Source organism: Microcoleus sp. C2D2, assembly GCF_036702495.1.
Lineage (GTDB): Bacteria > Cyanobacteriota > Cyanobacteriia > Cyanobacteriales > Microcoleaceae > Microcoleus.
This window is the reverse complement of record NZ_JAUBTO010000095.1, coordinates 19,550-32,183: the sequence shown is the minus strand read 5'-3', so window position 1 is coordinate 32,183 and position 12,634 is coordinate 19,550. Positions and strand designations below refer to the sequence as shown.

Here is a 12,634-nt window from a genome sequence, read left to right as displayed (position 1 = left end):
TCAAGGTCAATAATTCCACATTCCCCGACTCCCGACTCCCGACTCCCGACTCCCCATCATTCCGGTGTAACCGGAATTGATATGATGCACCATCTTGCTCGGACAACTATGACTTTTGCACCCGGATACAATGGTTTTAAATCCGAGACTATACTACCATATTTTGAACGTGAATGGGTTCGTGTTAACCCAACAAAATGCCCCTTTCATCCAAAAATATGAGGTGGTTTTGGTCAATTTTTTTCACTTAATCCCCATAAGGAACACCTCACAATTTGCACTCGTTCGCTCGGCAGACTGACTACTGCGTATTGTTTTTTTTTCGCGTCAAATTGTGTTTTTTGAGTTCGCGACACATCATACTATGGCTGATAGACTGGTTGTGCGTCGATAGCCAATATTCACAATATTCTGACAATGTGCGATCGGGATATTTTTCCACCATTTCGGTCAATTGAGTTGTGTGCGAGTGTAACACACTTTTAAGGCTTCCACCTTGTTTTTTGGGTTGAACATGACCAGTAACTTGTTTTTGTTTCAATAGTTTCTGGACAAAGCCTTTACTCACATCAAATTGGGCAGCTATTTTCCGAATGGATGTATCACCTTGTTCATAAGCTTTAACTATTTTTTCCCGAAACTCGATAGAATAAGGTTTCATTTTTTTGCCCTGAGCTACTGAGTTTAGTGTACCACATTTACATGGGATATGCTGTAGGTTTCTCCCGGTTTGAGCTTTCTAGTTAAGTAAAGCTAACTCCTATGAGCTTGATTTTGCAGTTGGGAATCTGGAATAATTTTTATATTTGTTCCGTCATAATCTAGGCGCACTCGCTCGTTACCTTTCTCATTGATCTAACGCAACTGCATATAATATGGCTTGACTCCCATCATTTATGAAAATATGATTTGCATTCGATCAACCCAAATTTAATAAGTTGAATTAGTTTCTCGGTTTACTTTTATTTCCCTCTCTACATCTAATCATTTCATGAACAGGGGGGGGGATATTTGCGGAGGCACAAAATAGCGTCACTGATATTTTTCAAACTGTTACCGCTGGAGGCGACACTTTCAGCGTGACTCAATGCTAAGGTTTGCAGTGCTCCTGCCGAAGAAGAAATTCCCTACCAGCCTACAAGAGATACTGGAATCAAGGTACTTAAAATTAGCAGCAGCAGTAGTCGGTGTTTGATTTTTTGTGAAAAATGTATCGCTCATCAAAAATTGGTAATGAATAATGGATAATTGGGAATTAGTAATTAATCTTCCTTATTCCTACACTGCTGATTTGAGATTTTGGGCTGGATTTAGGTGTTCTGTGCCGAGTTTTACTTGAGAAATGTCGATGGCAGTTTCCTGAGCTACTAGGTTGAGATAGTTGACGGCTTCAACTACATCCTGAATCGCGATCGCCAAAACAATCGCTTTGATTTTTTAATACTAATTAAAATTATTACTGAGCGCTCATACCATTTGAGATTTGAGATTTGAGATTTGAGAGTTGAATAATGGGAAATGACTAATGAGTATTGGGGCTGGGATCGTTGGCATACAGTTGCATTTTTTTGTGAAACAATCAGAAGCGAGCGCACTTCTAAATAATTGCTTTTAAATCTAAAGCAGCTTCATTCAATTTTTGAGTGCCGACTTTAGTTTGAGTGATACCGGAAGCCGTTTCTGCGGCTGCTTGGTTGAGAGAGTTCATAGCTTCCACCACTTGTTCGATCGCAACCGCTTGCTGTTTGGCATTCAGCGAAACTTGCTGAGAGCTCAAAACCACGTTGTTAATTGCATTAGCCACTCCGGCAAATGCCGCAGCGGTTTCTGATGCAATATTCACCCCAGATTCCACAGTTTTAGTTCCTTCGTCTGTCACCATTACCGTTGAATTAATCGCTTTCTGAATATCAGCAACTAACAGATTAATTTGCGTGGCAGATTTTTTACTGCGATCGGCAAGTTTGCGAATTTCTGATGCCACAACGCCGAACCCCTTGCCGTGTTCGCCCGCCCGTACTGCTTCCACCGCAGCATTTAGCGCTAACATATTAGTTTGATTTGCCAAATCGCTAACTAGAGTTGAGATATTGCCAATGCGATCGGTTTGCTCGCTCAACTGCATAATTTGCCCTTGCAGATCCTCCACTTTAGTTTTCAGCGTTGCCATTGCTTTTAAAGTTTCTTCGACAGCTTTTGTACCTAAGCCAGCTAAACTTAAAGCTTGCATTGCTTCAGATGCGGCAGTTTCTATCTGCTCTGAAGTCGCCCTAGAAGATGCGCCCAATTCGTCCATCGTCGTAGTAGTTTGATTAACTGAAGCTGCTTGCTGGCTTGCCATGCGTTCCTGTTCTTCAACTGTTGCTGCAATCTCCGTGGAAGAACTGGCGATCGAACTAATTGCGCGATCGATAGTTGCAACAATTCCTGACGAAATCAGCCAAGCTATACCCGCACCAAACAGCACTAACAGCACCGAACCAACCACCAGCGTCGATACCAAAAAGCTTAAAGCTTCCTTGGTGATTTTCGTTTTTTGATTAACCAGATTTAATTCTCTTTCCCGAAATTCCCGGTTCACTTTCAAAAATTCATTCACTAGATTTTTGTACTTGTTTGTATTAAATACAGCGATGGCTGTCGCTGTCTGATTTTGCAGCACTAAGCGAACAATGTCTTCGTTACAACCCTCATAATATTGCTTGACTAGCCCTCGCATCCTCTGCAAACGAATTTTCTGTTCGGGATCTTTAACGCTTTGCTCTATTTTATCCGCCGACTGCTGAGCCAACTCTGCACCTGTGTGAAAATCAGTTAAAAACTCATTATTTTTATTAATTAAATACCCACGTAGCCCCCGTATCATTTGGTCGGCACCTAGGGATATATTAGTTGTTTCTCCGAGTACCTGCTGTACCCTTTCGGTTTCTTGGAAAGTTCTCAACACCTGAGTTGTAGTAGCGATAACTACTACGGGAAACCCTAAGTATATAGCTGCTGGCGCTAGATACCCGAGCAGCATCTTCTTTCTAACGTTTAAATTGTTGATTTTAGCAAACATCTTTTTTTCCTGAATTTAAGATAGCATTTCCCTTATTAATGTTGTGACCCTGCGATAGTGGTTGGGAGTCCGGCGTTGGCAACTGAAATGAGCCGGCGACTTTTGGGATAGATGCCGTGGAGTGACAGTAGAAAATAGTATCATAGCAAATTCTGTTCTATTACCCTCTTTTCTTTAGCTTCGGGCTGCGCGGACATCGTTTGTGCAGGTGCGACCCCGATTCGCCGGTAAAATCATGTCCGTCTAAATACTTGTCGGCAGCGCCGCGGTTGCAACAGCAGAGAAAAGCAGCTCAGACAAGAGCGATTGCTTCACTTCACTGCGTTGCGTTTGTTGGCTGCGCGACATGAAACGCAATGACATATTATAAGTAATTTGCCGGATCCGATCGAAAAAAATCTCGTTTTAAACTAATATTTTGCACCATTTTGAGCAAGGCATAAAATGGTATAACATTGGCGATCTGGGCGTAAGTTTAAAAGCGGATTTAGTATAACATCTTTTTTTAGACCTCCTCATCAACAACAAATCCCCCTTTTGTCAGGAGTTTCTGCAAGTTGAGAACAGCGATAATTTTTTCTTCGTAAAAAGCGGTAGCCTGCAGATATTCGCGGTTTGCCGAATTTAGTGCAGTAGGAATAGTCGCAAGCTCTGCCACGTTTAAATATATAATATTTAAGATTTCGTCAACAACTATACCAACGACCAAATCTTCAATTTCAACAACGATCGCCTGAGAGAGAGATTTTGTATCCGCCGACATATTTAAAACATTCCGAATATCCACTAGCGTCAGAATCTCGCCGCGCAAATTCATATTTCCAATAATGCGATCGGGAGTGCAAGGAACCGGAGTTACTTGGCGAATGTGAGTAAATTCGCGCACTACCTCTAGATTAATACCGAAGTATTCGCCGTTCAAAACAACCACCGCCAGCGACATATTAGCCGCAGAATTTTCGCGATCGCCTTCGAGCCTCAAATTCTCAGCTCGCTCTCGAAAAATAGCCTTTTGTTCCGGCGTAGCATTCGGACAAAAAACCTGAGGCTGGCTCAAAATTTTAGCATCTTCCGCTAACAATTTTGGCTCTATCTCTAACTGCAAATTTTTGCCATCTACCTTGCCTGCTGGCGCCCAAGAGCCTGCACCGTTTGCAGAAACTGGCATTTCTGCCTCTGTTTTGTCGGGAGAAGATCGAATTAAACGATCGAGATTGAGCAGCATGATAATATCGGCTTCACAGCGGGCAAATCCCGCTAAAAAATGATGCGACGCCTCTGGCTTGTCTCGCCCGTAAGATAGCTGCGGAGTTATCGCGTCTTTGGGGATATGCTTAACTTCGCTAACTTCATTGACAATGATGGCAACTCGAATTTCTTGCCATTCTATGACGATCGTACTATCTGTGACAGCGTACTCCTGCCAAACGTATCCAAAACGGAGATTCAGATCCATCACGGGCAGAACTTCGCCCCGAAGGTCGATCGCCCCAACAATATCTTGAGGTGCTTCTGCAATTGCTGTCAACTCCGGCAGAAAGAAAATTTCCCTAACGTAGCAGGCTTCTACACCCCAGAGCAAACCGTTCTGTTTAAATATAAGATACGGCTTAATTTCCATATTTACCCTAACACTTTATTTACTAGGACTTGCGAAAAAAAATCCGGTTTCTACGATCGTATTGGGTTGGGCTGCGAGGCATCTACAAAGAAACCGGGCTTGTAGCTTCTCCCGGCGCGTCACTTTTGTTAGCTGGACAATTTTACCAATTTTTTTTTCACATCCATCAATACTTCACTCGCTGTCATTTTTCCCTCCTGCCCGATCGGACTATTGGGCGGTAGTTTTTTGAGAATATCGCAAGATGAGTTGTACATTTTTATAGCTATATTTAGCTTACCTTCTTTATGGTATATATTCGCTAGTTCTAGATAAGCTGAAACAAAATACGGATCGACATAAATGGCTTTCCTCAAGAAAAATTTAGCTCTTTCCAAGTCACCCTGTTCTTCGGCTATCTGAGCTTTCAAATAATAAGGAAATACTGACATAGCATCTGCTTTGCTAGCTCGCTTGCAGTGTTCGATCGCCTGAGAATACTTACCTAAATTTGCATAAATTTGCGCCAACAAATAATCAGCATCAAAAGTCAGACTTTCCAGGGATAGCGCCTCTTGTGCCTTGTTAATCGCCTCAATATAATCTTTATTCTTCAAGCAGTTTTTTGCTTCTAAAATTAGCATTAAATAAGTTGTTTGCGTTTTTTTTTCTTCTACAATAGGATGTGAAAATGACCCATCCTTACCCGCCCAATCTCCATCCACATAGCGAGTTCCCACCATCTTTACCAACCCAGTATCTGCTGTTAACCGCGACGCCATATCCGCCAAATTGCTGTTAGCAAAACTAGCTAGCACGGTTCGCCTCGGTAGCAACTGACGGCTGTCGCAGTCAACGGACCCTCCCTTTCCTGATTCCCCAAACGGCGATGAGGCCTTGGATGCTGATGCAATCAAAGATTCTATTTTACCTGGTTCCTTCCCTGGGACATTCTTGGCTTGATAAACAACCGACTCCGGGAAAACCTTTGGTTGAAAATCGTGCATCGCGTGATTGTGAACTTCAGCGTGACCAGTGATTAAATATCCTCCAGGTCTCAGCGTCTTGGCAAACTTTTTCAATACCTGTGAAATATATTGATCTTCAAAATAAACAAAAACATTTCTGCACACTATCAAATCCATGTTATTAATATCTGTGTCATTATTAGGGTAATTATCTGTCACTAAATTCACACAGCTAAAGGTAACTAATTGGCGCAAATTCCTGTCGATTTTCCACTCGATTTTCCCCTTCTCGAAATACCGCCTTTGCAGTTCTGGGTCAACCAAGCGAAACGACCACATGCTGTAAATTCCTCGCTGCGCTTTTTCTATTACTTCTTGATTGATATCAGTACCTAACACTAAAATATTCCATTTTTCCCAATCAGGAATTAGCTGTTTTAAAATAATAGCTAAAGAATAAGGTTCTTCACCCGTCGAGCAGCCGGCACTCCAGATTCGCAGTGTTGGCTTAATTCCCAATGTCTCGTGCAATTTTCTTTTTTGAGCTATCAATTCAGGGAAAATAACTTTTTCCAGGAGCGAAAACTGTCCTTTGTCCCGCATGAAATAACTTTCGTTGGTTGTCAGCAGCAAGGCGAGTTCGCACCATTCGCTTTGACTTTCCCGACTCGGAGCGGCTAACATTTGATAATACTTCTCGGGAAAGGCTATTTTTAAAGCTTTCATCCGAGTTAAAAGTTTTTGAGATAAACCCGCTCGATCTTGCGGGCGAATTTGTAAACCCGTGTGAGTCGCTATTAATTCAATAAATAGCTGAATTTGTGCATCATTCATATCAACTTTCGTTAATGTGTTTAGGTATAATCTGCGGTTATCTGGAATTGGTAATAGGGGATTGGCTAGGCCTTGGAGTCGATCGCACTCACAAAAAAGATACCAACACAAATAATATCATTTCCGGTCGATCGACGCCAAGATTCGGGTCGGGGCGAGTTGACGCTTAGCTGCTGCCCCTATTAACAGATCGGGCTTGAAATACTCACGCCCGCTTTAGCCGCAGTGATTCTTGACGCTTCGCTGGGTTCTGCTACCGAAGTAGTCTTACAATCCCTCAGCGTCCATAAGCGAGTCGTGGCAATTCCCTATCCCGACTTTTTCTATATTTTTAGCAGCATTTTCGTCTCTATCTTGCTCAGTGCTACAATTCAAACAAAGCACGCTCGCGAATAGACAAATCGATTTTACCCCACTTGAAGCCACAGTCTGAACAAACTTGGCTAGTAGGTTCCCATCGACTAATTACTTTAAACTCTCTGCCAAACTTTTCAGACTTGGCTTCACAAAGAGTCCTGAATTCTCTCCATCCTTGCTGGCTAATCGCTCTCGAAAGTTTCCGATTCTTTACCATGCCCGACACATTTAAATCTTCCAAAATAATCACTTGGTTTTCGTTGACTATTTTGGAAGATAGTTTGTGCAGGAAGTCTTTGCGAGTATCGGTGATTTGATTATGCAACGCGGGCAATTTTGATGCGAGTTACATTCCTTCTCCTAGAATCCTTTGGTTGACGAGCTCGCTTTGCGTTGTAGTTTGCGAACTTTCCGGTCTAGCTCTTTGTAGCCAGAGCTTTCGACTTTTTCATCATTGCTCATTACTGCAAAACTTTTTATCCCTAAATCAATCCCGATACTTGGATTCTTAGCTTCGACTTGAATTGGTTGAATCTCTACGACAAAACTCAAGAAATAACGGTTTGCACAGTCCTTGATTACCGTGACAGAACTAGGTTCCGACGGCATTTTTTACAGGCGAAATTGGATTGACAATCCCAATCTTAGCTAAGTATACACCTCCGTTCTCCTTCATTGAGAAGCCACGACGGGTAAGTCTTGCCGATTGGCTGCTAGTTCTTTTTTTGAACTTAGGATATCCAACTTTACGTCCTTTTCTCTTTCCTTTACAGGAGTCGAAAAAATTCTTGAAAGCGATTTCTAAATCGGCCACAGACTGCTGCAAGGGAACACATGACACATCCTCCAACCAAGCTCTTTCTTCAGTTTTTTTTGCCTGAGTAATTACTATTTTCTGAAGCTCTGCGGATTTAGGCTTTTTTTCAGACTGCTTGCAGAGAGCTAAGGCATCATGACCGACCTCCCGAACACAACCAAACACCCGCAGCTCAGCTCTGCTTTTGTTTATCGGTCGGATAGATTCTGTACTGATACCTTGCTTTCATTGTTTTCTGTTGTTTGAATTACTTTATTATACCATGTACTATTGATACAATCGAGAAAAATCGAAGAGAATTAAAGCCGTCCTAGAAGGACGGGGCTTCAGACCCCGTTCTTTGGTGAATTTAGCCGACATGATATCAAAGGCCAAAGGTAGAAAACAGAAGCCAGGAAAAAATTCGACCGTTTGCCTTCTACCTTCTGCCTTCAAAGGCACAAATCTGCAACTTTAAGCTGGATAAATCCGCAGGCGGCGATTTGGTTCTTCCCCAAAACTGTGGGATTTCAGGTGATAGTGTTCCACAAGTTCGTGCTGCATTTTGCGGACGTTAGGAGAACGGGGTAGGAGTTCCACCGGCTGTCCCTTGGGAATGACAATTTGCTCGACTGCCAAGCGGGTTTCTTCGAGAGCTTCGAGCTCGTCAGAAGAACCGCTGCGGGCGAATAAGGCGAGGTCTGCCACTTCCGGGGTGCCGGGGTCATCCATGTCCAACAGGCGCCGCAAAGCTCTCGCTACGTGGGGAATAGTGCCGGCCTTAATTGTGTGCAGGGGAACTTGGCGAGTTTTGGCCAAGTGCCTCAATTTCGACTGGTTCCGAACGTTCGATCGCAAAGCCAAAACCACGTCAGCACTCTCAATATCCTTCGTCAGCAGCACCGGCAGGTTGAGCGTCGAAATCACCTGTTCGAGCTGGTGGCGAGCTATGCCGTAAGGATAAACGTGGAGGGGCAAATCTTCGCCGTTAGGCCCGACATTCTGGGAAAAACGTCCGGGCTGGGCTACTGGCTCGATGGCCAGGGATTCTTCGAGCAGTTGCTCGAAATACCGAGTCTCAGAAACCGGCGCGCTCGAAGCTGGCAAGTTATGGCCTTGAGCGGGCATCGGCACCATTTTGCCAGCACTCCGCCACCCAGAGATCGGTGTGACGGGTCGGATTGGCGATACAGCAGCCGGGCCGCTGGAAGCTGACATCCCCGGAAACCGGGCGGGGGGAGCGGCCGACTCGCGCTCGATAATTACTTCTCCACTCTCGCTGACACTTCTGATTTGCTGGTGCGGTTCGCGTCCCCGCAGCAGAGTGTCGATCGAATCTGCAACTCGCTCGTGTATTACCCAGCGCTGGCGTTCCAGCATTTCGACGGCAATTTCAAAAGTTGGCGGTGCTTTGCGTTCCAAAACCGTCTTTTGAGAACCGCGGCGCCTTGCTTCGTCATCTCCCAGCGTCACCGCTTGGATGCCCCCAATTAAATCTGCCAGAGTCGGGTTTTTCATCAAGTTTTCGAGCCGGTTCCCGTGGGCGGTACCGACCAACTGCACGCCCCTTTCGGCGATCGTCCGAGCCGCCAAAGCTTCGAGTTCCGTGCCGATTTCGTCAATCACGATCACTTGCGGCATATGGTTTTCCACTGCTTCGATCATGACTTGGTGCTGGAGTTCGGGACGGGAAACTTGCATTCTGCGAGCTCTGCCGATCGCTGGGTGGGGAATATCTCCATCTCCGGCAATTTCGTTGGAGGTGTCGATGATTACCACCCGTTTTTCCAAGTCATCGGCGAGTACCCGGGCAATTTCGCGCAGGGCCGTGGTTTTGCCGACTCCGGGGCGGCCGAGCATCAAAATTGACTGACCGGTTTCCACCAAATCGCGGATAATGCCGATCGTCCCGAACACAGCGCGGCCCACCCTCAAAGTCAAGCCGATAATCTCGCCGCTGCGGTTGCGCAGGGCGCTAATTCGGTGCAGGGTTTGCTCGATACCGGCTCGGTTGTCGCCGCCGAAGTGGCCGACTCGCTCGATGCAATAGTTGAGGTGTGCCTTGGAAATCGGCGTTTGGGAAAGAGGTTCGGCCAAGGATGGAAAACGAGCTTCAGGTTGGCGGCCCAAATCCATGACAATCTCAATGAGATTGTTGCGCTGCGGGTGCTGCTCTAAGGGCTGCCGGATCTCATCTGGCACGATGTCTAATAATCTGTTGAGGTCGTCTGTAATCTGCATTCGCCTCGATGTGTTCGGTGACTTTTTCAACTTTTTAGTCATTAGTCATTAGTCATTAGTCATTAGTCATTAGTCATTAGTCATTAGTCATTAGTCATTAGTACCAATGCCCAATGCCCTGTTTGGCCAATTCCCAATTCCCAATTCCCAATTCCCAATGACTAAAATTCTTTGAGCTGGGAAACTAGAGAACGAGCTAAACTCACGGCCTCCCAGAGAAGTTCTGGGACGGCTTCGAGCTGAGGTAGCCTCGCGGTTTGAACGAAGCCTGTTGGCGGCGCGGCTGCCACCGGAACGGCATAGGCTCGATCGGTCTGCATTGTTTCTAATTGTTCTAAAATTGGCGACAGCAAAACCCTGGCATAGCTGCCGTAAGCTACACCTGCAATGTATGGAACAGGGGGAACTGACAAATTTTTCCCGCCATCCTTCATCAGTCCCTCGGCTCTCAGCTTGCTGACAGTGTGAGCATTAGTGCCGCCTGCAAGTTGCACGTATCCCGGCAACTGGGCAGCCAAAACTTTTTGACCGAGTTTGACCGCGGCTCTAGTAGTTCCTGTTCCGATATCTCCGCTCATTGGCCTACCGTCGGTTTGCCAAATTAGGGGACAAGGAAGGGGGGAAATTATTTGATAGAGTGTCCGCAAATAATCAATCAAACCGTCTCCATCGGGGCAACTAATTGCTATTACCTTGAGTTGACCGACCCAGGGAGCTATGCTCGACCAAAGTCGCCCAAAATCTGCCTCTCTGCCTACTTGCGTGTGGATTTCTAGGGCGTCGGCACCGGATTGTAAGATTAAAGGTGCGATCGCGGCGGGAGCAGACACGTAAGAACGAGTATAAATCAGTTGGCTCGGACAAATCGGCAGACAGCGACCGCAGCCATAGCACTGCTGGTCTATCACCCCGGAAAAACCACTGCCAGCCCTCTGAAAAACTATTGCTTCGGCTGGACATATTTTTTCGCACGGCCGCCAGCAGTCCGCCGGACAATCGGCTGGGTTGAATTCGGCTTTGCGAAAATGCGGGTCTTCCCCATCATTTAAACTCACCATCAGCCACGGCAACCCTTTGCCGCCAAACCTGCGGTTTTGAGTTCTTGCCTGTAATTCGCTGGCCACTTGTAGGGCTTCTTTCGCTGCTGCGACGGCGGCGGGATCTGCCGCGACATCAATACAGTCAGCGCCTGCTAAGGTGTAAGCCAAGGTGAGATTCCGTACAGCCGGTAGGTGCTGAAAGCTCGCCCCACAGATCAGCTTGAACCAATGGCCACCTTTTAATGAGTTTAGGGGATGATAATGTTCTGTCACCCTTATATGTTAATCCTTTCAGCTAAAAATTACGAGGCAAAAATTTGTACTGAGTTTTCCGACTCAGCCAGATACAAGTATCAAAACGCTACCGATAGGAGTGGGACTTGGGGGGTCAGCCCTAGATGTGGAGTATCGAGCATGACTTTTTTGGCAATCTAATTTTTTTAAGAGTTTTTGTTACGGGTTCGATTTTTAATTTTTGGCTGAGGTTTTAATTGCAGACTTATAATAGTATCATTTGTTAGCGGTGGGTGCAAGATAAAAGCCGACTATTATTGCAGGACTGAGAGTTTTGGACTCGGAAAACTCGATTCGGAACCATCTAGCGCTAACCAAAGCACCTGCGCGTATTGAGCGCACTCAAACCAAGGCAGAATGAAAGTTAAATAGCCGATCGCCACTGCTGATAAATCGGTATTTAGCGACACGATCGCACAGTACAAGCAATATCCCCACAAAGCAAAACTAGCGATCGCACCCAGAATGCCTGTAGAAATAGCAGTATCTAAAATCCAATTGTGAGCTTTATAACTCGGTATTATTTCAGTGCGAACCTGTCTGTTTGGGACAATACAATCATAAGAAAACTGACCTAAATTCACAATTTCAGGAACCTTATTGGGATTGGCGACGAAAGGATATGCGATGCCAAATCCGTTAAAACCCCAGCCAAAGAGAGGTCGTTTTTGAATCCCGCGCACAGCAATTTCCCACAAAGGCGATCGGCTCGACATTACTTGTGCAACAGATACCCGATTCCAGTCCAGAGGTCTAGTAAAAGTCATCGCACTAATTGCCACTAAGCCGATCGCAATAGCTGGAATTAATTTTTTGTAATATTGCCGTCCCGACAAGTAAGATAGTGATATAATTAAAGATAAAATTGCTGTGCGAGTGTTGGTAAATAGCAAAGCGGGGAGAATGAGAAATAAAGCGAGAGTGGAAGTGCGATCGCTAATTAATTTCCGCTTCCAACCTACCGCACAAAGAACGGCTGTCAGAGCCAATACTATAGCTGCGTGACCGCGGTGCGAGAAAAGTGCGATCGGCTGCTGTCCGCGAAAAATCGTACTAGCCAAAACATCATTTGCGACCAACTGACCGGAAGTAGCAGTATAATCAATTTGCCAGTTGACAACTTGCGGAAAAACGCTAACAGCCACAACCGCACCTCCTATCAGCAAACCCCGCATTTGAGAGAGAAACAATTCTGGATGCAGTTTAAACAGCAGCCTATTGGTGAGGCTAAAAATAGAAATTAACAGCCAGTACAGCCAGCCGTCTCCCATTTGGTCTTGTCCCCAAAAAGAACGCTCCGGGAAAGGACTGTTGAGGGTAGAAATCGCTCCCAAAGTCAAAAAAACTCCCCACAAAATCAGGCAGACTTTCCACTGCCGGGAAAAAGTTAAAAGTTTCCTTTCTTCCCATAAAAATGATAAATTTGAAAGCACAATCAGCAGG

The 12,634-nt window shown here is 45.4% G+C and carries 12 protein-coding genes; all 12 read right to left on the bottom strand.

Going from position 1 to position 12,634, the window contains the following annotated elements:
- Positions 1-301: 301 nt before the first annotated feature.
- Entirely contained in the window at positions 302-661 is a 360-nt protein-coding gene (locus tag QUB61_RS25615) for an IS630 transposase-related protein (protein WP_333132542.1), read from the bottom strand.
- Positions 662-1,278: 617 nt separating this feature from the next.
- Positions 1,279-1,419 carry a hypothetical protein gene (locus QUB61_RS25610; protein WP_333132543.1) on the bottom strand — a complete coding sequence of 47 codons (141 nt, stop codon included), beginning with the start codon at positions 1,417-1,419 and terminating at the stop codon, positions 1,279-1,281.
- A 178-nt stretch (positions 1,420-1,597) separates the two neighbouring features.
- Complete coding sequence (locus QUB61_RS25605; RefSeq protein WP_333132544.1) at positions 1,598-3,061, bottom strand: methyl-accepting chemotaxis protein; 1,464 nt, start codon at positions 3,059-3,061, stop codon at positions 1,598-1,600.
- 505 nt (positions 3,062-3,566) lie between these two features.
- Entirely contained in the window at positions 3,567-4,682 is a 1,116-nt protein-coding gene (locus QUB61_RS25600; RefSeq protein WP_333132545.1) for a chemotaxis protein CheW, read from the bottom strand.
- Between the two features lie 128 nt (positions 4,683-4,810).
- Positions 4,811-6,463 carry a CheR family methyltransferase gene (locus tag QUB61_RS25595; RefSeq protein ID WP_333132546.1) on the bottom strand — a complete coding sequence of 551 codons (1,653 nt, stop codon included), beginning with the start codon at positions 6,461-6,463 and terminating at the stop codon, positions 4,811-4,813.
- Positions 6,464-6,827: 364 nt separating this feature from the next.
- A complete protein-coding gene (locus QUB61_RS25590) occupies positions 6,828-7,145 on the bottom strand; it encodes a transposase (protein ID WP_333132547.1) in 318 nt (105 codons plus the stop codon).
- 35 nt (positions 7,146-7,180) lie between these two features.
- Complete coding sequence (locus QUB61_RS25585; protein WP_333132548.1) at positions 7,181-7,429, bottom strand: hypothetical protein; 249 nt, start codon at positions 7,427-7,429, stop codon at positions 7,181-7,183.
- The gene (locus QUB61_RS25580) at positions 7,413-7,802 is read right to left on the bottom strand and encodes a transposase (RefSeq protein ID WP_333132549.1); all 390 of its coding nucleotides are present in this window, start codon (positions 7,800-7,802) and stop codon (positions 7,413-7,415) included. Before QUB61_RS25580 ends, QUB61_RS25585 begins: the two co-directional genes overlap by 17 nt.
- A gap of 7 nt (positions 7,803-7,809) precedes the next feature.
- Positions 7,810-7,866, bottom strand: coding sequence for a helix-turn-helix domain-containing protein (locus QUB61_RS25575; RefSeq protein WP_333132567.1), 57 nt, complete (start codon positions 7,864-7,866; stop codon positions 7,810-7,812).
- Between the two features lie 224 nt (positions 7,867-8,090).
- Positions 8,091-9,857 carry a R3H domain-containing nucleic acid-binding protein gene (locus tag QUB61_RS25570; protein ID WP_333132550.1) on the bottom strand — a complete coding sequence of 589 codons (1,767 nt, stop codon included), beginning with the start codon at positions 9,855-9,857 and terminating at the stop codon, positions 8,091-8,093.
- A 161-nt stretch (positions 9,858-10,018) separates the two neighbouring features.
- Positions 10,019-11,170 (bottom strand): circadian clock protein LdpA, encoded by a 1,152-nt coding sequence (gene ldpA / locus QUB61_RS25565; RefSeq protein ID WP_333132551.1) that lies wholly within the window; start codon positions 11,168-11,170, stop codon positions 10,019-10,021.
- A gap of 275 nt (positions 11,171-11,445) precedes the next feature.
- Positions 11,446-12,634, bottom strand: a 1,189-nt coding sequence (locus tag QUB61_RS25560; protein WP_333190172.1) for an O-antigen ligase family protein, incomplete at its 5' end; no start/stop codon positions are given.

Excerpts from the sequence above, each read along its gene's own strand:
- QUB61_RS25615 (WP_333132542.1), bottom strand. The coding sequence starts at position 661 with ATGAAACCTTATTCTATCGAGTTTCGGGAAAAAATAGTTAAAGCTTAT.
- QUB61_RS25585 (WP_333132548.1), bottom strand. The coding sequence starts at position 7,429 with ATGCCGTCGGAACCTAGTTCTGTCACGGTAATCAAGGACTGTGCAAAC.
- QUB61_RS25570 (WP_333132550.1), bottom strand. The coding sequence starts at position 9,857 with ATGCAGATTACAGACGACCTCAACAGATTATTAGACATCGTGCCAGAT.
- QUB61_RS25605 (WP_333132544.1), bottom strand. The coding sequence starts at position 3,061 with ATGTTTGCTAAAATCAACAATTTAAACGTTAGAAAGAAGATGCTGCTC.
- QUB61_RS25595 (WP_333132546.1), bottom strand. The coding sequence starts at position 6,463 with ATGAATGATGCACAAATTCAGCTATTTATTGAATTAATAGCGACTCAC.
- QUB61_RS25600 (WP_333132545.1), bottom strand. The coding sequence starts at position 4,682 with ATGGAAATTAAGCCGTATCTTATATTTAAACAGAACGGTTTGCTCTGG.